This is a genomic window from Lentzea sp. NPDC054927 (assembly GCF_053610285.1).
The window spans coordinates 354,387-371,521 of the sequence record NZ_JBSGXZ010000002.1 but is presented as its reverse complement, the minus strand read 5'-3'; the positions used below and the strand labels follow the sequence as shown (position 1 = coordinate 371,521).

Below are 17,135 nucleotides of genomic sequence, written 5' to 3'. Positions count from 1 at the left end.
GTCTGGATCTCGACATTCGAGCACGCAATGTTTCTCACGGCGCGGCGAGCGCCTCCGTCGGGGTCAGCCGCGACGCCCGGACCGCCGGATACACGCCCGCGACCACACCGGTCAGCACCGCCGCACCCAGTCCGGCCCCGACCATCTCGATCGGAATCACCGCAGGCCAGCCGTACGCGAACGCGTACCCGGCCGTCCCCGCGAGCCCCAGCAGCACCCCGGCCACGCCGCCGAGCACGCACAGCACGACCGACTCGGTCAGGAACTGCGACCGCACCTGACCCCGGTTCGCCCCCAGCGCCCTCCGGAGGCCGATCTCGCGCTTGCGTTCGAGCACGGAGATCACCATCGTGTTCGCCACCCCGATCCCGCCGACCAGCAGTGCCACGCCCGCCAGCCCGAGCATCAGCGCGGAGAACGTGTTCTCGGTGAGCCGCTTGGCCGTGAGTGCGTCGGACGGCCGGCTGACCCGCACCTGCGACGGGTTCTGCGGGTAGACGGTCGGCGGCAGCACCGCCCGCACGTCGTCGATCGCCGGTTCGTCCGCTCTGAGGTAGAGCACGGTGGGCCGCTGGTCGAAGCCCAGGTCCTTGGCCGCCTCCCACCCGATCAGCGCGGACCGCTCGATCTCCGGGGCCAGCGGCAGGGGATCGAGGACGCCGATCACCGTGAACCACCGGTCGTCGATCCGGACCTGGGCGTCCGGCGCGGTGATGCCGAGGCGCGTCGCGGCGATGTCGCCGAGCACGACGGCCGGGAACTTCTCGGTGGCCTCGGTCAGGAACGTGCCGGTGCGGACGCGGCCGTTGATCGTGTCCAGGAGGTTCAGCTTGGCCGCGAGCACGGTCAGTCCGGACGTCTCGGAGTCCGGGATCTGGTCCGATCGGCGCACCACCGCGTGGGTGTTGGCCACCGCGCTGACCTGCTCGGCCGGGCCGATGCGCTCGACCATCGTGACGGACTCCGGCGGGAGGGACGCGGCCTCGTTGTTGGTGCCGGAGGCGGCTTCGGCGCGGAGGAGGTTGGTGCCCAGTGCGGCGAACTCCTCCATCAGGGCGGCCCGGCTGGAGGCGGGGATGCCGGTGACCACGACGAGGGTGGCGATGCCGATGGAGATGCCGAGCGCGGACAGGACGGCGCGGAGCGGGCGGGTGCGGAGCGGGGAGAGGCCGAGGAGCAGCAGGTCGGCGGGACTGAGCCGGGTGGGTTTGACGTCGGTGGTGGCGCTCACGCCGGCACCTCCGCCCGGATGCGGCCGTCCCGGAGCTCCACCTGACGCGGCAGCCGGGCCGCCACCTCGCGGTCGTGCGTGATCACGGCGAGCGTGGTCCCCTCCCGGTTCAGGTCGAGCAACAGGTCCAGCACCGCCCGCCCGGTCGCTGTGTCCAGGGCGCCGGTGGGTTCGTCGGCGAGCACCAGCGCGGGCCGGTTCACCACCGCGCGGGCGATCGCGACGCGTTGGCGTTCGCCGCCGGACAGTTCGTGCGGCCGGTGCTTCAACCGATGGCTCAATCCCACGCGCTGCAACGCCTCGGTCGCCATCGCGGATCGCCACTTGCGCGCGATGCCCGCGTACAGCAGGCCCGTGGCGACGTTGTCCAGGGCGGTGAGGCCGTCGGCCAGGTGGAACTGCTGGAACACGAAGCCGATCCGTCGTCCGCGCAACGCCGACAGCCGGCGGTCGGACAGCGCGGTGATGTCGTGGCCGTCCAGGCGGACCGTGCCGCTGGACGGGCGGTCCAGCGTGCCGAGCAGGTTGAGCAGCGTCGACTTGCCGGAGCCGGACGGGCCGACGATCGCGACGGCCTCACCCTCTTGCAGGGTCAGGGAAACGCCGTCGAGTGCGCGCACACCGCCCGCATACTCCTTGACGGCGTCGGTGATCTCCAGGACCGGTGTCATGAGGTCGTCACCACCTGCATGCCCTCGCTGAGCCCGCCGCCACTGATCTCCACGAGTCCGCCGGCGAAGAGCCCGGTCTTGACCGCGACCAGCTGGCCCGATGCGGTTTGCACGGCGTAGCCGCCCTCCCGCAACGCCAGCAGAGCGGTCACCGGCACGGCCAGCACGCCCTGTCGTGCGGTGCTCGTCAAACGCACGCGCACCGGGCCCGAGTCGAACTCGCCCACCTCGGCGTCCAGACCGATGTCGACGGCGATCACCGGGGTTTCCTCGCCGTTGCCGTTCTTCTCCGCTTTGGTCTCGGTGCTGACCGAACGCACGGTTCCTGCGGTCTCCACACCGTTCGGCAGCACCACGGTGACCTTCAGGTCCTTTTTGAACACTTCAGCCTGCCGTGCGTCAACGGACGCGGCGACCGCCTTGCCCGTTGCGGTCACGGTCATCAGCGGGCCCTCGCCGGAGGCCGACAGCTTCGCCGTGACCGACTCCACCCGCACCTTCCCGGACAACACCACGACGTCACCGGGTTCGATCACGCCGCTCTGGTCCACCTTCTCGGCCTTCTGCCACCGTTTGACCGCGTCGACGGTCGCGGGCGTGAGTTCGTCGGCCGCGCCACCGAGTTTGTAGCCCAAAGCCGAGAGGTTGTCCTTCACGATCTTCACGTCCGGACCCTTCAAGCCGGGCGTGTCCAGCTTGCGCCACAACGGGGTGTCGCCGAAGAACAGCCACATCGGCCGATTGTCCACTTTGTACACAGCGCCGCCGCGATCGACGGCGGTACCGGGTGCGGGCAGCCAGGTCAGGGTTCCGGCGCGACGGCCGGTCACCTGCTGGGCGGCGCCGAAACCCAAGGTGGCCTTGAACTCCCGCACGTCGGTCAGGTCGGTCTTCACGACCGCGACCGTCTGAGGCGCGGAGGGCGGCGTGGGCTGGGCGGGGGCTCGGCGCGTCCACGTGAGCGCCAACACGCCACCGGCCACGACCACAGCCACGACGACGGCGATGATCCACCGCTTCACTTACGTCCTCCGCCGAAGACTTCCTGCTCGCAGTCCTTCTCGATCTTGCGGCGCTGGTCCTCCGGCAGGGTCTGCTCGCCGTCGTAGGTCCAGCTGCCGGGCTCGGTCTCGATGACCTTCACGCCACGGCTGTTGAGGCACTGGACGTTCTTGTGCCAGTTGTCCGCGAACGTCGGGTTGCTGGAGTCCATCTCCCACGGCGGCAGCGGCCACGTCTTCGCGCACGCCTTCCACGCCTCGTCGCTGTACTGCCTGCGACCGGCGGGACCGGCGCCGGTGCCCGTGGCGTTCGGGTCCTTCTCGGCCAGGCAGGCGGTGTGAGCGTCGTACAGCCGTTGCTTCTCCTCCTCGGTCATGTCCATGCGCAGCCGGGGCTGTTCGGTGTCCTTCGGGACAGCGGCGGAGGACGGCGTGACCACCTCGGACGACTGGAGCGAGGCGACGTTGGAGGACGGCGGTGCGGCCTGGCCGCACGCGGACAGCAGCAGCACGGCGGCGCCGATCAACACCCTGGGATTCATGGCGGCGATGCTGCCGGGCGGTTGTGAGGAAAATGTGCGCTCATCGTGCCGCCAGCGTGATCGTGAACGTCGTCCCGCGCCCGGCGGTGCTCGCCACGGTGATCGTGCCGTTGTGAGCGCTCACCAGGGCGTGCACGATCGCGAGACCGAGACCGCTGCCGCCGGTGTCACGGGTGCGGGACCGGTCCGCGCGCCAGAACCGGTCGAACACGTGCGGGAGATCCTCGGCGGAGATGCCGGAACCCGTGTCGCTCACCGTGATCCGGCCGTCCTGAGCGGAAAGCCGCACGGTGCCGTCAGAAGGCGTGTAGCGGAAGGCGTTGGTGACGAGGTTGGTCAGGATCTGCCGCAGCCGCACCGGATCCGCGTGCACGACACCGCCGCCCTCGGCGATCAGGCCGGGATGCGCGGCGACCAGCTGGTCGAACAGCTCCCGCAGGTCGACGGGCTCGGGATGCAGGCGCAGTTCGCCGGCGTCGGCCAGCGCGAGGTCCTGGAGGTCGTCGATGAGGTGTTGCAACACCAGTGCCTCGTCCAGCAGCGCGGTCACCGTGGTGCGGTCCAGTTCGACCACACCGTCCCGCGCACCCTCCAGCCAGCTGCGGATCGTGCCGAGCGGGTTGCGCAGCTCGTGCGAGATGTCGCTGGTCATGGCCTTGCGCTGGGCGTCGGTGCGGGCTCGGTGCGCGGCCATGTCGTTGAACGCCCGCGCGAGCTGGCCGATCTCGCTGCGCGACCTGATGTCGACCTGGGCGTCCGCGCCGTGCTGCATGCGTTCGGCGGCGGCCGTGAGCGTGCGCAACGGCCTGGTCATCCGCAGCGCGACCACCACGCTCACGCCCACGGTCAGGATCAGCACGATCGCGGCCACCAGCACGATCCGGCCCACGTCGAACCGCACGACGGTCGCCTGCGTGGTCCTGCCGGCGGCGTCGGTGACGAACAGCAGCGCGGGCGGTGCCACGTAAGGCCGCAGCTGGGTCCGCCGAGCGCCGGCCAGGCAGTCGGCGTTGGTCGCGGTGGGCTGCCAGAGCGCGTTCATCTTGATCTGCTCGGCGGGCAGGCCGCGCTGGCGCAGGCAGTCGTTGACGAGGAGGCCGAGCTCGTTGAACGCCGCTGACTCGCCCAGTGTGAGCGTGCTCAGGCGCTCCTGCGCCTCGATGCAGGCGGGTCCGGTCGGCGCGGGCCCCGTCCTGTCCACGTTCACAATCGGGCGGCCCCAGGCGGTCGTCTGCAGCTGGGCGGCCTCGGCCGAGCCCTGGCACCGGGCCGTGTAGAGCTCGGCGTCCTGCTGCAGGCTGCCCTTCTCGCGGGCGGTGAGCTGGAACGGGCCGGTGACGCGGGCGTCGATCCGGTCGGCGGGAGCGTCCTGGGCCTGGAGCAGGTCGAGTTCCAGCGGGTTGATCACCGACGACGGTGTGGCGGGCAGCTGGCTGAGGTCCAGGTTCGTGCCGGTGTCCGCGATGACCTCGCGGTCGGCGGTGGTGAGGATCAACCGGCGGTTGCCGGGCGGCAGGGTGACGCCGTTCCAGTCGCGGTGCTCGACGGCGAACGTGATCAGCGACCGGTAGGTGGCGGCGTCCGCGGCCAGGCCGGCGCCCAGTTCCTGCCTGATCGACGTGGACGTGCTCTGGGCGGCGAGCCACGCGGTCGCGGTGATCGAGCAGAGCGCGACGAGCACGGACGCCGCCAGCAGCCGTGCCAGGACGCTATGCACCGGAGCCGTCCACCAGCTTGTAGCCGACGCCGTGCACGGTCAGCAGGTACACGGGTGTGCGCGGCTGGACCTCGATCTTCTTGCGCAGGTTCATGACGTGCGCGTCGATCGTGCGTGCGGTGATGTACCCGTCCAGCCCGTGCACGGCGCTGAGCAGCTGCGCGCGGCTGAACACCCGGCCAGGGCTCGCGGCCATCGTGTGCAGGATGCGGAACTCCGACGCGGTGCACTCGACCGGGGTGCCCCGCACGTCCACCTCGTGCCGGTCGGGGTCGATCCTGAGCTCACCGAGCGTGATGCCGGGAGTGCCGGACGGACGCTGGACCCGCCTGAGCAGCGTGCGCACCCGCGCCATCAGCTCGCGCGGGCTGTAGGGCTTGGTGACGTAGTCGTCGGCCCCGAGATCGAGGCCGTGCAGCAGATCGTCCTCTGTGGACTTCGCGGTGAGCATGAGCACCGGGAGGTCCGATTCGTTGCGCAGCACCCGAACCACGTTCAGACCGTCCACTCCGGGCATCATCACGTCGAGGATGAGCAGGTCCGGCGGGTCGCGGCGGATCTCGTCGAGCGCGGCCGATCCGTCGTGGACGATCCGCACCCGGTAGCCCTCCTGCCGCAGGTATCTCCCGAGCATGTCGGCCTGCATCACGTTGTCCTCGGCCACCAGCACGCACATGCCCATGCGTCGCAAGATAGTCATTCGCGTGGCCGCCGCACGGGATGAGGACGCCTCCCGCACAAGATCCTCACAACTGACTGCCACGGTCGCGGCATGCGAATGCTCAGCGTGGTCGTGTTGCTGCTCCTCGGCGTGCCTGGAGTGGCAGCGGCTTCTTCTTCGGATGTGGTTGTGCATGATCTCGACACCGGCGGCGTGGCGGCCTACTGGACGCCCGAACGGATCGCGGCGATGCCGACCGGTCCGTCCGCACCGCCTGGCACCCCGCCTGTCGACGGCCCGGACGGCGCGCCGGGGCCGCTCAGCCGGACGATCGGCCGGTTGTTCTTCGTCGACCGCGACGGCGAGGACTCGAGCTGCACGGCGACTCTCGTGGTGAGCGCTAACAGGCGCACGGCCGTCACCGGCGGGCACTGCGTGCACACGGCGAACCTCATCGGCCAGGACCCGAAGTGGCACTCCAAACTGCTGTTCGTGCCGGGATTCCGGGACGGCGCAAGGCCGTTCGGGCAGTTCGTGGTGCGCAGGGCGTTGGTGAACCAGACCTGGATCACCGACGACCAGCAGTCCGAGTACGACCAGGCGTTCCTGGTGCTGGACAAGCCGTCCCCCGTGAGCGAGAACATCGCGTTCGGCCGGCCGGGCGATCGGCCGGCGCACGAGTACGGCTATCCGCGCGCGGCGGGTCAGCCCGGCCATCAGGGCAGGCCGGAGTTCACCGGTCAGCGGCTCGCGCAGTGCTGGGGGACGCCTGCGCGCAACCCGGGACACCCCGAACTGCCGCAGGACGAGAACCAGTGGGGCGTGCCGTGCGACATGGGCGGCGGTTCCAGCGGCGGCCCCAGGATCAGCGGTGGCGCGGCGGTCGGCGTGAACACCCAGAGCTTCCGGATCGGCGACGTCCGCCACCTGGGCGGGCCGCAGTTCTCCTGGAAGATCACGGCACCGCTCTACCAACGGGCGTCAGCGAGCCACTGATCGACGCGATCAGCTCGTAGCTGCGACGGCGGTCCCCGTGGTGGAAGACGGGCGTGGTGATCATCAACTCCTCGGTGCCGGTCTCGTCGAGCACCGCCTGGAGCTTGCGCGTGATCGCCTCGGGCCCGCCGGCCAGCACGCGGCCGTCGTCGGGCTGCGCGGGTGTGTCCTCAGGGCTGGGCAACAGGATCCGGTTGCCTTCCCGGCGGCTGCGCACCTTGGCCCGGATCGGCCCGGCCAGCCACTCGGCCCGTTCGTCGTCCTCCGCGCAGATCACCGACACGCTGACCAGGTCCGCGTTGCACGTCTGATCGGGACTGAGGTGCCGGGCGAACGCGAACGGCACGCCCAGCTCTCTGGCCAGCTCAGCCGTGCCGGGCGACGAACCGAGCAGCCACGGCTGTGGCACGTTCCCGCCCTTCACCGGCACCGCGACGGTGTCCGCGGGGTCGAGCAATGCGAGCAGCTCTTCCAGCTGCTCGCGGTAGGGCGCGGAACTGCGGCGCAACGCGGACACCACGTGCGGCGCCCCACCCGGCGCCCGGCCGATGCCGAGGTCGATGCGGCCGGGGTGCAGCGCCGCGAGCGTGCCGAACTGCTCGGCCACCACGAGCGGCGGATGGTTCGGCAGCAGTACACCGCCGGACCCGATGCGCAGGCGTTCGGTGCGCGTCGCCAGGTGTCCGACGAGCACGGCAGGGGAGGAGCTGGCGACGCCGCGCATGCCGTGGTGTTCCGGCACCCAGTACCGGTGAAACCCCAGCTCCTCCGCCAGCTCCGCGAGGTCGGCCGTGTTGAGCAGCGCCTGCCGCGGTGTCGAGCCCTGGACGATCGGAGACGTGTCCAGCACCGACAAGCGAATCCCCATGTCTGCCAGCGTAGAGCTAGCAGCGTTCGTCGGTCTGTCCCCAGTAGACGTTGCCGTCGCCCCACACCTCGCCGTAAGCCCTGGTGCACTTGGTGAGCGTGTTCGTGCCCTTGGACCAGACGTCCTGCTTGTTGGTGCCGTTGACGTTGCTGCCGAAGTCGCGGTCGCCGTTGACGACCATGGCGGCGCTGGAGAAGAAGCTGCCCGGCTGGGAAGCGTGCGAGTCCCACACGTAGGTGTAGGCCCAGTTCTTGCCGCAGCCCTTGAACTGCTTCACCGAGGCGAGGATCGTGCTGCCCTTCTTCACGTACCCGGTGGAGCCGATCTGCACGGTGCCCGCACAGCCCGGCGCCGACTCGGCCTGGGCGGTGCCGACCGCGGCCAGTGCGGACAGCGCCACGGCGGGCAGGATCAACATGATTTTGCGCATGCCCCACGGTGGCGCGGGGCGGTTGGTCAGCGGTAAATCCGGCCGGTCACGGCTGAGCTGCCAGATCAGAGGGGTGTTGCGCCAGCGGTGTCACCTCGACCCTCATGAACTCCCACAGCGGCAACGACGAGAGGAACGCGTGTAACTCGTCGTTGGACGGCACGTCGAAGACGCTGATGTTGCTGGACTGCCCGACGACCCGCCACAGGTGTGGCCACACGCCGAGTTTCTGCAGTTCCAGCATCCGATCCTGCTCCGCTGCCACGAGTTCGGCGCGGCGGTTCGGATCGAGATCGTGGGGCAGGGAAACGTCCATCCGCACGTGGAAGAGCACGGGTCACCTCCTGGGTGAAAGGGGCCAGATCGCGGTCGTCGTGGCAGGGAATACCCGCCGCCGCGGCGATCGAAGCCCTGCCGGCGCTCGCGCTGTGCACCTCCCTGGGGCGATCATCTGGTGACGCGATGCGCTTGCTGAGGTTCGTTCAGGGAGGACCGATGTCCGCTCGGCCGCGGGTTCTGGTGATCGGCACCGGGTTCGCCGGATTCCACTGTCTGCGCAAGCTGGAACGCAAGCTGCCGGAGGACGCGGCCGAGCTGGTCGCGATCAACCCCGCCGACTACATGCTCTACATCCCGCTGCTGCCGGAGGTGTCCGGCGGCGTGCTCGACCCGCGCCGGGTCGCGGTGCCGTTGCGCAACACCCTGAAGCGCACCAAGGTGGTGCTGGGCGCGGCGACCGGGATCTCGCTGGACCAGAAATGCGTGCACGTGACGGACGTCGAGGGCCGCGCCAGTTCTCTCTCCTACGACCGGTTGCTGATCGCGTCCGGCAGCGTGACCCGGCTGCTGTCGATCCCCGGTGTCGCCGAGCACGCGAAGGGGTTCCGGACCGTCGCCGAGGCGATCCACCTGCGCGACCACGTGTTGCGGCAGCTGGAACTGGCCGACCAGTCCGACGACCCTGAGGAACGCCGCGCGCGGTGCACGTTCGTGGTGGTGGGTGCCGGCTACACGGGCACCGAGGTGCTCGCGCAGACCCAGCTGCTGACCCAGGACGCGTGGCGGCACCTGCCCGGCCTGAAAGACGTGCCGCCGCGGTGGATCCTCGTCGACATCGCACCGCGCGTGCTGCCGGGCCTGGACCCACGGCTGTCCGGCCCCACCCACAAGGTGCTGCTGCGGCGCGGTGCCGAGGTCAAGCTCGAGACCAGCCTCAAGGAAATGACCGCCACGTGCGCGCGGCTCTCCGACGGCACGGAGATCCAGACCCGAACCGTCGTGTGGTGTGTGGGCGTGCGGCCGGATCCGCTGGTCAGCACGTTGAACATGTCCGCGACGAACGGCCGTATCGACACCGACACGCACTTGAAGGTGTGCGAGAACGTGTGGGCGGCCGGTGACGCGGCGGCCGTGCCGGACCTGGTGCGGCCCGGTGAGATCACCGCGATGACCGCACAGCACGCCGAACGGCAGGGGCGGGTCGCGGCGATCAACATCGCGGCGTCGCTCGGCCACGGCACCGCGCGCGAGTACAAGCACAAGGACCTGGGGTTCGTGGTCGACCTGGGCGGGTGGCAGGCGGTCGCGAACCCGCTGGGCGTGCCGCTGACGAGCCTGCCGGCCAAGGCCGTGACGCGGGGCTACCACCTGATGGATCTGCCGTACGGGCGGTTCCGGACGGCGGCGAACTGGATCACCGAACTGGGCGCCGGGCGGCAGATCACGCATTTCGGCGTCGTTCCGGACATGGGCATCAGCCTGGCCAGGGCCGACCTGCCGCCGAACGCGGCAGGTCACGGCACAGACACGCGAAACGGTGGTCAAGCCGATCCTGTGTGATCGCCGTCAACTAGCATCGACGGCGTGGTAGCCCAGGGGGAGCAGCCGGCCTCGCTGGCCGACAGGCTGGATCGGCTTTTCAAGACGGTGCGCCCGGCGGGCCAGCGCGAGTACACCTACGAAGAGGTGGCCTCCGCGATCCGCGAGGACGGCGTCTCGATCTCGCACACCTACGTCTGGCAGCTGCGCAAAGGACTGCGGGACAACCCCACGAAACGTCATCTGGAAGGCCTCGCGCACTTCTTCGGCGTGCCGGCGTCCTACTTCCTCAACGACGACACCAGCGGCATCGAAGATCAGCTGGAGTTGCTGGTCGCGTTGCGCGACAGCGACGTCCGCTCCCTCGCGTTGCGTGCGTCCGGCCTGTCCCCGGCGAGCATCAAGGCCGTTCTCGGGATGGTCCAGCACGCCAGGTCGATCGAGGGCCTGCCGCCCGCCCCCGACCAGGACGAGCCGTGACTTCGTGGCGGTCGCTGCGCAGACGGTCGCGGGACCGGCTCGCCGGCTTCGAGGTGCCGAAGCCGTTCTCGATCGAGGCGCTCTGCACGCAGGTCTCGGCCAGCCGCGGGCGTGATCTCCACCTGCACCCGCTGGCGCACACCGGGGCAGCGGACCTGCCGTGCGGAATGTGGGTCTCCACAGCCAAGGCCGACCACATCTTTCACGCGCGTGGCGCGAGTGCGTTGCACCAGCAGAACATCATCCTGCACGAGATAGGCCACATGCTGTGCGACCACACGCTCGCGAACGATGACAACGGCCTGACCGCGTTGCTCGGCGACCTCGACCCGGCGATGGTGCGGCGCGTGCTCATGCGCACCCGCTATTCGACGCCGGAGGAGCAGGAAGCGGAGATGGTCGCCGCGCTCATCCGCGAGCAGGCGGGCTGGGACGCCAGGACGGCACGCCCGGACGGTGCGCTCGGCGTGCTCGACGACGTGTTCGGACCTGCCGGAGACAGATAGTGATATCCCGGTTTCCGGGGCTCGAAGTCCCGTTCGCGATGTTCGCCGTGCTCGTCGTCGCGTGGGGATTCGTGCTGTTCCGCATGCGGTTGATCAACCGCTCCCCGCAGGGCAGGGTCGCGGCACTCGCGGTGCTGTGCATCGCCACCTCGGTAACGTTGGTGGTGCGCCAGCTGCGGTACGCGCTCGACCAGCTCACCGGCGTGCCGGACCTGACGATCCTGGTCGCGGGCGTGATGACGCTCGCGGGCATCGCTTTCGTGCTGCAGTTCGCGTTGCTCGTCGCAGGCACGCACGTGCGGTTCGTGCGGGTGGCACGGGTCGTGCTGGCGGGCGCTGTGCTGGTGATGATCGCGATGTTCGTGATCGTCCCGAGGAGGATGGACGAGCCGGACTTCGGCTACTGGCACCCTGCGCACCCCGCGACGATCACCTTCCACCTGGTCAACATCTCGTGCCTGACCGCGGCGCTGGTGGCAGGTGTGGTCGTGTTGTACCCGTTGTGGCGGCGTCGGGCGCACGGCTCGCTTCGCGTGGCGCTCTTCCTTTTGTGGCTGGGTTTCCTGTGGCTCATCGGGTACACGGGCTGCCGGTACTGGTACGTGATCGCGTACGGGTTCGAGTTCGTCCCGCGCGGCACCCGATACGCGACCTACGGCCAGTTCACCGAGCTGGCGGCGGCGCTCGGCGTGCTGCTGGTGGTGCTGGGCGGCCTCGTCCAGGCCTGGACGAACGCGGCGCGGTGGGTGCGGCGGCTGCGCGGGTACCGGCGGCTCGGTCCGTTGTGGACGGAGCTCGTCACGGCCGTGCCGGCGGTGGTGCTGGGGAACCCGCCGCGGTGGTTCGCGGGTTCGCTGGAACTGCGGCTGTACCGGCGAACCGTCGAGATCCGCGACGCCCAGCTGGAACTGGCCGGCCGCGTCTCGCCGGACACACGGGCGTTCGCCGCGATGAACCTGGAGGAGGCCGGCATCACCGAGCCGCTGGCGCTGGACGCGTGCGTGCTGCGGATCGGCCTGGCCTCGCCGGAGGCGTTGCACCCGTCCGAGACCGCGGCCTGGTCGGCCGCGTCCACTGTGGACGACGAGCTGACCGCGTTGCTGGAACTGGCCCGCGAGCTGCGCGACCCGGCCGTCGTGGCGGCGGCCGAGCGGAGCCTCACGCCCCTGTGACGCCGTCGATGCCCTCGCGCAGGAAGTCCGCGTGGCCGTTGTGCCGCGCGTACTCGTGGCACAAGTGGTGCATGACCAACCGCAGGGAAACCTGTTCTGCCCACCGCGGCTGATACCCCGTCACGTCCAGCGATTCCGCTTCGCGCTCGATCTTGCGGGCGTGCTCGACCTCGTTCTGCCACGCGTCGAACGCCTCGGTGCGGCTCGATTCCGAGGCGTCGTAGGCCACCTGGTAATCGTTGACGTCCGACCACACCAACGGAATGTCCTCACCGTTGATGACCTTGCGGAACCAGGTGCGCTCGACCTCGGCCATGTGCCGGACCAGGCCGAGCAGCGTCAGCGTGGACGGTGGCATGGAGCGGCGGCGCAGGTCCTCGTCGGACAGGCCTTCGCACTTCATCGCGAGGGTGGCGCGGTGGAAGTCGAGGAACGTGCGCAGGGTCTCGCGCTCGTCTCCCCGCAGCGGCGGCTCGGGGCGTTCGATGGTCACGCGGCCAGTCTCGCATTCGCTTAGACCGTTCGGGTGGTGATCGATCACAACGGCAACCGGCCGCGAGGGGAGGGCGTGTCCGTGCCGTCGTCTAGCGATTCGGGGGAATCCCAGATGCGCAGTCTCGCGCTCATCGCGGTAGTGGGTTTGGCGTGCACCACTTTGGCCGCGGCACCGGCAGTGGCCGATGTCGATCCGGCGCCGTGCACGTGGGTCGTGTCGAAGGTGCTGACACCGGACGGGTACAACCCGGACTTCACGCAGGTGCAGGGCACCGACAGCCACGGCAACTACGCGGGCACCTCGCTGCGGCCGGGCGCCAACACGTTCGACCTCGTGCTCTGGACCAACGGGCAGCCACGGGTCGTCGACGGGCTGCAGCACCTGCTGCACCTGCAGATGGCCGACGAGAACTCGGCGGGCACCGTGCTCTTCAGCGCCGGTTGGCCCGCGCAGCAACGCACGGTGGCCATGCTCTACTCCGGCGGGCACCAGGGCGCGGGCTCGTTCACCGAACTGGTCCCGCCGGCCGGCTACCGCGTCTCCGGCGTGACGGCGCTCAACGAACGCGGGGACGCGTTGGGCCGCGGCGAGAGGATCTCGGACGGACAGGCGGTTTCCCTGCTGTGGTCCACGCTCGCGGCCGGCCCGATCGTCATCGACTCCTCACTCGGTGCGCCGACGGACCTGGACGACGACGGCACGGTGCTGCTCAGCGGTCGTGACAGCAGGTCGGCCTCGCTGTGGCGGAACGGTCAGGTGACTCCTCTCGCTGCGGATCCCAGCAAACAGCTGTTCGTCGAGGCGATTCGCAACGGCAAGGTGGTCGGCTACCAGGTCGAGTCGCCGTGGCCGGACTCGCAGTCGCTGTTGTGGGACACCGACGGCAACGTCCGGTACGTGGAGGACGGTGGCACGGCGTTCGCCATCAACGCGGGCGGGCTGATCACCGGTGAACGTTCGACGATGACGGGCAAGGCGTCGGTCTGGCGGGACACCACCTTCCTGGGTGAACTGCCGGTGCCCGACGGCGTCACCTTCGTCTCCGAGCTGTTCGTCGCGGGCGACGACAACAGCCTGTACAGCAAGGCGAGCAACTACGGCCCGCTGCGCTGGAACTGCCGGCCGGAGGTCGGCGACCCGAGCTGACGTGCCGGGCGACACACCGCCGCCCCCTCCTCATCGGCGCTAACGTTGCCGGTGAGGAGAGGGGAGCGGTTCGATGACGACGCTCGAGCAGGCCGAGTCGGCGTTCGCGGCGGCCCGGCCGAGGCTGTTCGGCATCGCGTACCGCATGACCGGCAGCGTGGCGGACGCCGAGGACCTGGTGCAGGAGGTCTGGCTGCGCTGGCAGCTCGCGGACCGCGAGGCCGTGCTCAACCCCGAGGCCTACCTGGCGACGGCCATCACCCGGCTCGCGATCAACGAGTCGCAGACCGCGCGGGCCCGCCGCGAGACCTACGTCGGACCGTGGCTGCCCGAGCCGGTGGACACGTCCGCGGACCCGCAGGTGGGGGCCGAGCAGGGCGCGGTGCTGGAGCTCGCGGTGCTGATGCTGCTGGAGAAGCTGACTCCGACCGAACGCGCCGCGTACGTGCTGCGCGAGGCGTTCGACTACCCGTACCGGGAGATCGCCGAGATCGTGCAGACCAGCGAGGTGGCGACGCGGCAGCTGGTCAGCCGGGCGCGCAAGCACCTCGCGGACGAGCGGCGGGCGCCCGTCGATCGTGCTGACCAGCGCAAACTGCTGGAGGCGTTCGTCGCGGCCGCGCAGGCCGGCGACCTGGCGGCGCTCGAGAAGCTGTTCGCGCAGGACGTCGTGAGCTACTCCGACAGCAACGGCGCGATCCGGGCCGCCGGTCGTCCGCTGTTCGGCGCCGCCTCCCTGGCGAAGATCATCTCCGGCTGGGCACCGTCGTTCTGGGCCGGGGCGGAGGCGTCGTTCGTCGAGGCGAACGGGTTCACCGCACTCCGGTTGCGCAAGGACGGCAGCACCTACGCGGTGATCACCGTGACCGCCTCCGAGGAAGGCATCGACCAGCTGTTGTGGCTGGTCAACCCCGAGAAGCTGGGTGCGTTCGAGTAGGCCTGTCACAACTTCGGGAGCTGTCCGGTCTTAGCTCGTGAACACCCGCACGGGGCGGGTTCACGAGAGGGACGGACCCATGAGGATCGTTGTCATCGGCGGCACCGGGTTGATCGGCAGCCAGGTCGTGAAGCGGCTCGGCGAACACGGCCACGACGCCGTGCCCGCGTCCCCGAACAGCGGCGTCAACACCGTGACCGGTGAGGGTGTCAAAGAGGTTCTGGAAGGCGCCGACGTGCTCGTCGACGTGTCGAACTCGCCGTCGTTCGCCGACGCCGACGTCATGGACTTCTTCACCACCGCCACGACCAACCTGACCCAGGCCGCCAAGGACGCCGGTGTCGGCCACTACGTCGCGCTGTCGATCGTCGGCACGGACGAACTGCCCGAGTCCGGCTACCTGCGCGCGAAGGTGGCGCAGGAGAAGCTCATCGTCGAGTCCGGCCTGACGTACTCGATCATCCGCGCCACCCAGTTCTTCGAGTTCGCGGGTGCCATCGCGAACTCGGCCGAGGTCGACGGCGCCGTGCACCTCCCGCACGGTGGTGTGCAGCCGATCGCGGCGTCGGACGTCGCCGCGGTGGTCGGCAGGACGGCGGCGACCGAGCCGGTCAACGGAGTGCTGGAGATCGGTGGGCCGGAGGAGCTCACCATGGACGGGTGGATCCGCACCGTTCTCACCCACCGCAACGACGAGCGCGAGGTCGTCGGCGACCCGCAGGCCAAGTACTTCGGCACGTTCCTGACCGGTAAGCAGCTCGTGCCGAACTCGGGCGCGCAGCTGCAGCCGACCAGCCTGAAGGACTGGCTGGACGCGGGCAACTGAGCGGTGAACAGGAGTGCGGCCGGTGGAGCTGCCGCACTCCTGCCCGTGAACGTCGAGTGTCGACCAGTGTGTTCCCCTGGCGCGAGCAGGGGGTTGCCTGACCGATCGTGGTGCCATGACCACGACTCTCACCCCGGTGAAGGCTCCGAGCTGGGCACTGCCGATCAGCCTGTTCTGATCTTCGCGGCGTTCACGCTGTCGTACCTGGCCCGGACGTTCAGACCACGCAACGGTGGCTTCCACGTCGACTTGCGAAATCCGTTGCTCGGTCCGCTCACCGCGTACCTCCCGGTGATCGCGATCCTGCTGATCGCCCACTACGCCAAGGTTTTGGGCGCTTCGGCCCCGTGGCTGATCTGGCTCGCCGTCGCCGGTCTCGCGCTGAACGCCGCCGCGTTGTTGCGCACTGGCTAAAGCACCCGCTGGACCAGAACGCCATGCACCCCGGCTACTGCTCGCGGGCTGGGCGTCGTTGATCGTGTCCACCGCGCTGATCCTGGCGATCGTGGTGGCAACGCTCCGGCTCGGTGCGCGATCGGTCACATCTCGTCGCACCGGCTGATCGGCCCTTACATCGGTGATCATCGCGCTGTAACGTCGGCGTGACTCACAGATCTGGGGGGATGAGATGAGTCGATCAACTGGTTTTGTGTTGTCCGCGGCATTGGTGGCAACGGTTTTCGCCACCACACCAGCGCACGCGGCCACAACGGTCACCGAGTTCGGCACGCTTCCCGGCACCACCGTCCAGGAAGCGGCAGCGATCAACGACGCGGGCGTCACCGTGGGATCCGCGACGGTCGACGGCAAGGTCCGCGCGGTCAGGTGGGACACCGACGGCACCGTGACGGACCTCGGCGGTCCGGCCGACGCCGGGTTCGTCAGAGCGAAAGCGATCAACAGCACGGGTGTCATCGCGGCGGAGACGTCGGCGCCGGGTTCCGCCACGGTCCCGCTGCGGTTCAACGTGGACGGTTCACACACCGTCCTGAACGCGGCGCCCGGCCACCGGACGTTGCGCGTCACCGGGATCGACGACTCCGGCACGGTCTACGGCTGGAGCCTCGACACGTCGAACATCGACTCGTGGCGTGCGTGGCGGTGGGACGCGAACGGTGTGCGGACCGAGCTGCCGATACCGGCAGGCGCCTCCGGGAGCCAGGTCGACGCGGTCTCACCGAACGGTTTCGCGACCGGCTGGATCTACCTGGCCAACGAGCCGACGCGGCCGGTGCGCTGGAACCCGGACGGGTCGTTCACCCTGCTGCCAGCGCTGCCCGGCGGCGGTACGGCCAGCGGCCGTGGCGTGAACCGGCACGGCGACGTGGTCGGCTACGCGCAGGACCACAACAGGGCCACGTTCACGGTGAGGTGGAACCGGGACGGATCGGTGACCCAGCTCGGCGACAGGAGCCTCCTGGTGTCGATCAACGACAACGGGTCGGTGATCGCCACTGTGGACTACCGGCCGACTTTGTGGAGCGCCACCAACGAGATGCGTGACCTCGGCTGGCCGGCGGGCAAGTACATCGGGCAACTCACCGGGATCAACAACGCCGGCGTGGTCGTCGGCTTCACGGGTGTCGACGATCCGGAGTGGCCCAAGCAGGCCTTCAAGTGGGTCGTCAGCTGACCTG

General features: G+C 69.6%; 20 protein-coding genes. 10 read left to right on the top strand and 10 right to left on the bottom strand.

All coding sequences use genetic code 11. The features are described 5' to 3' along the window. Window positions 1-34: 34 nt before the first annotated feature. From ACWGE0_RS05170 to ACWGE0_RS05145, 6 genes are read right to left on the bottom strand one after another with little or no spacing between them, the layout of a single operon-like run. Window positions 35-1,231, bottom strand: coding sequence for an ABC transporter permease (locus tag ACWGE0_RS05170; protein WP_452259631.1), 1,197 nt, complete (start codon window positions 1,229-1,231; stop codon window positions 35-37). Beyond that, window positions 1,228-1,902 carry an ABC transporter ATP-binding protein gene (locus tag ACWGE0_RS05165; protein WP_452259630.1) on the bottom strand — a complete coding sequence of 225 codons (675 nt, stop codon included), beginning with the start codon at window positions 1,900-1,902 and terminating at the stop codon, window positions 1,228-1,230. Before ACWGE0_RS05165 ends, ACWGE0_RS05170 begins: the two co-directional genes overlap by 4 nt. Next, the gene (locus ACWGE0_RS05160; RefSeq protein WP_452259629.1) at window positions 1,899-2,924 is read right to left on the bottom strand and encodes a peptidoglycan-binding protein; all 1,026 of its coding nucleotides are present in this window, start codon (window positions 2,922-2,924) and stop codon (window positions 1,899-1,901) included. Before ACWGE0_RS05160 ends, ACWGE0_RS05165 begins: the two co-directional genes overlap by 4 nt. Continuing rightward, window positions 2,921-3,445: a hypothetical protein gene (locus ACWGE0_RS05155; RefSeq protein ID WP_452259628.1), complete on the bottom strand. Its 525-nt coding sequence runs from the start codon at window positions 3,443-3,445 to the stop codon at window positions 2,921-2,923. Before ACWGE0_RS05155 ends, ACWGE0_RS05160 begins: the two co-directional genes overlap by 4 nt. A gap of 40 nt (window positions 3,446-3,485) precedes the next feature. Continuing rightward, the gene (locus ACWGE0_RS05150; RefSeq protein ID WP_452259627.1) at window positions 3,486-5,162 is read right to left on the bottom strand and encodes a sensor histidine kinase; all 1,677 of its coding nucleotides are present in this window, start codon (window positions 5,160-5,162) and stop codon (window positions 3,486-3,488) included. After that, a complete protein-coding gene (locus tag ACWGE0_RS05145; protein ID WP_452259856.1) occupies window positions 5,155-5,838 on the bottom strand; it encodes a response regulator transcription factor in 684 nt (227 codons plus the stop codon). The genes ACWGE0_RS05150 and ACWGE0_RS05145 overlap by 8 nt, the downstream gene beginning before the upstream one ends. A gap of 96 nt (window positions 5,839-5,934) precedes the next feature. Between ACWGE0_RS05145 and ACWGE0_RS05140 the strand changes: the two genes are divergently transcribed. After that, window positions 5,935-6,819, top strand: coding sequence for a trypsin-like serine peptidase (locus tag ACWGE0_RS05140; protein WP_452259626.1), 885 nt, complete (start codon window positions 5,935-5,937; stop codon window positions 6,817-6,819). On the opposite strand, the gene ACWGE0_RS05135 is transcribed toward ACWGE0_RS05140, so the two are convergent. From ACWGE0_RS05135 to ACWGE0_RS05125, 3 genes are read right to left on the bottom strand one after another with little or no spacing between them, the layout of a single operon-like run. Further along, window positions 6,779-7,687: an LLM class flavin-dependent oxidoreductase gene (locus tag ACWGE0_RS05135; RefSeq protein WP_452259625.1), complete on the bottom strand. Its 909-nt coding sequence runs from the start codon at window positions 7,685-7,687 to the stop codon at window positions 6,779-6,781. The two genes, ACWGE0_RS05140 and ACWGE0_RS05135, sit on opposite strands and share 41 nt — an antisense overlap. A 16-nt stretch (window positions 7,688-7,703) precedes the next feature. Continuing rightward, the gene (locus ACWGE0_RS05130) at window positions 7,704-8,117 is read right to left on the bottom strand and encodes a hypothetical protein (protein WP_452259624.1); all 414 of its coding nucleotides are present in this window, start codon (window positions 8,115-8,117) and stop codon (window positions 7,704-7,706) included. Window positions 8,118-8,163: 46 nt separating this feature from the next. Further along, window positions 8,164-8,451: a muconolactone Delta-isomerase gene (locus ACWGE0_RS05125; protein ID WP_452259623.1), complete on the bottom strand. Its 288-nt coding sequence runs from the start codon at window positions 8,449-8,451 to the stop codon at window positions 8,164-8,166. A gap of 161 nt (window positions 8,452-8,612) precedes the next feature. Between ACWGE0_RS05125 and ACWGE0_RS05120 the strand changes: the two genes are divergently transcribed. From ACWGE0_RS05120 to ACWGE0_RS05105, 4 genes are read left to right on the top strand one after another with little or no spacing between them, the layout of a single operon-like run. Continuing rightward, window positions 8,613-9,956 carry an NAD(P)/FAD-dependent oxidoreductase gene (locus tag ACWGE0_RS05120; RefSeq protein ID WP_452259622.1) on the top strand — a complete coding sequence of 448 codons (1,344 nt, stop codon included), beginning with the start codon at window positions 8,613-8,615 and terminating at the stop codon, window positions 9,954-9,956. 24 nt (window positions 9,957-9,980) lie between these two features. Beyond that, a complete protein-coding gene (locus ACWGE0_RS05115) occupies window positions 9,981-10,415 on the top strand; it encodes an XRE family transcriptional regulator (RefSeq protein WP_452259621.1) in 435 nt (144 codons plus the stop codon). Then, window positions 10,412-10,921 (top strand): hypothetical protein, encoded by a 510-nt coding sequence (locus ACWGE0_RS05110; RefSeq protein ID WP_452259620.1) that lies wholly within the window; start codon window positions 10,412-10,414, stop codon window positions 10,919-10,921. Before ACWGE0_RS05115 ends, ACWGE0_RS05110 begins: the two co-directional genes overlap by 4 nt. Before the next feature lie 38 nt (window positions 10,922-10,959). Then, on the top strand, window positions 10,960-12,093 hold the full coding sequence (locus ACWGE0_RS05105) for an MAB_1171c family putative transporter (RefSeq protein WP_452259619.1): 1,134 nt from the start codon (window positions 10,960-10,962) through the stop codon (window positions 12,091-12,093). Here ACWGE0_RS05105 and ACWGE0_RS05100 read toward each other — a convergent pair. Then, a complete protein-coding gene (locus tag ACWGE0_RS05100; RefSeq protein ID WP_319963938.1) occupies window positions 12,080-12,586 on the bottom strand; it encodes a DinB family protein in 507 nt (168 codons plus the stop codon). The two genes, ACWGE0_RS05105 and ACWGE0_RS05100, sit on opposite strands and share 14 nt — an antisense overlap. Before the next feature lie 114 nt (window positions 12,587-12,700). On the opposite strand from ACWGE0_RS05100, the gene ACWGE0_RS05095 reads away from it, so the two are divergent. The 5 genes from ACWGE0_RS05095 to ACWGE0_RS05075 all read left to right on the top strand — a co-directional run bounded on the left by ACWGE0_RS05095 (window position 12,701) and on the right by ACWGE0_RS05075 (window position 17,131). Then, on the top strand, window positions 12,701-13,735 hold the full coding sequence (locus ACWGE0_RS05095) for a hypothetical protein (RefSeq protein ID WP_452259618.1): 1,035 nt from the start codon (window positions 12,701-12,703) through the stop codon (window positions 13,733-13,735). Window positions 13,736-13,808: 73 nt separating this feature from the next. Beyond that, window positions 13,809-14,672 carry an RNA polymerase sigma-70 factor gene (locus ACWGE0_RS05090; RefSeq protein WP_452259617.1) on the top strand — a complete coding sequence of 288 codons (864 nt, stop codon included), beginning with the start codon at window positions 13,809-13,811 and terminating at the stop codon, window positions 14,670-14,672. Window positions 14,673-14,751: 79 nt separating this feature from the next. Continuing rightward, a complete protein-coding gene (locus ACWGE0_RS05085; RefSeq protein WP_452259616.1) occupies window positions 14,752-15,498 on the top strand; it encodes an SDR family oxidoreductase in 747 nt (248 codons plus the stop codon). A gap of 93 nt (window positions 15,499-15,591) precedes the next feature. Next, window positions 15,592-15,912: a hypothetical protein gene (locus ACWGE0_RS05080; RefSeq protein ID WP_452259615.1), complete on the top strand. Its 321-nt coding sequence runs from the start codon at window positions 15,592-15,594 to the stop codon at window positions 15,910-15,912. A gap of 214 nt (window positions 15,913-16,126) precedes the next feature. Further along, the gene (locus tag ACWGE0_RS05075) at window positions 16,127-17,131 is read left to right on the top strand and encodes a hypothetical protein (protein ID WP_452259614.1); all 1,005 of its coding nucleotides are present in this window, start codon (window positions 16,127-16,129) and stop codon (window positions 17,129-17,131) included. The last annotated feature ends 4 nt before the right edge of the window (window positions 17,132-17,135 follow it).

Coding starts and splice junctions, on each gene's coding strand:
- ACWGE0_RS05165 (WP_452259630.1), bottom strand. CDS start 1,902: ATGACACCGGTCCTGGAGATCACCGACGCCGTCAAGGAGTATGCGGGC.
- ACWGE0_RS05155 (WP_452259628.1), bottom strand. CDS start 3,445: ATGAATCCCAGGGTGTTGATCGGCGCCGCCGTGCTGCTGCTGTCCGCG.
- ACWGE0_RS05145 (WP_452259856.1), bottom strand. CDS start 5,838: ATGTGCGTGCTGGTGGCCGAGGACAACGTGATGCAGGCCGACATGCTC.
- ACWGE0_RS05140 (WP_452259626.1), top strand. CDS start 5,935: ATGCGAATGCTCAGCGTGGTCGTGTTGCTGCTCCTCGGCGTGCCTGGA.
- ACWGE0_RS05135 (WP_452259625.1), bottom strand. CDS start 7,687: ATGGGGATTCGCTTGTCGGTGCTGGACACGTCTCCGATCGTCCAGGGC.
- ACWGE0_RS05130 (WP_452259624.1), bottom strand. CDS start 8,117: ATGCGCAAAATCATGTTGATCCTGCCCGCCGTGGCGCTGTCCGCACTG.
- ACWGE0_RS05120 (WP_452259622.1), top strand. CDS start 8,613: ATGTCCGCTCGGCCGCGGGTTCTGGTGATCGGCACCGGGTTCGCCGGA.
- ACWGE0_RS05105 (WP_452259619.1), top strand. CDS start 10,960: ATGTTCGCCGTGCTCGTCGTCGCGTGGGGATTCGTGCTGTTCCGCATG.
- ACWGE0_RS05095 (WP_452259618.1), top strand. CDS start 12,701: ATGCGCAGTCTCGCGCTCATCGCGGTAGTGGGTTTGGCGTGCACCACT.
- ACWGE0_RS05090 (WP_452259617.1), top strand. CDS start 13,809: ATGACGACGCTCGAGCAGGCCGAGTCGGCGTTCGCGGCGGCCCGGCCG.
- ACWGE0_RS05085 (WP_452259616.1), top strand. CDS start 14,752: ATGAGGATCGTTGTCATCGGCGGCACCGGGTTGATCGGCAGCCAGGTC.
- ACWGE0_RS05075 (WP_452259614.1), top strand. CDS start 16,127: ATGAGTCGATCAACTGGTTTTGTGTTGTCCGCGGCATTGGTGGCAACG.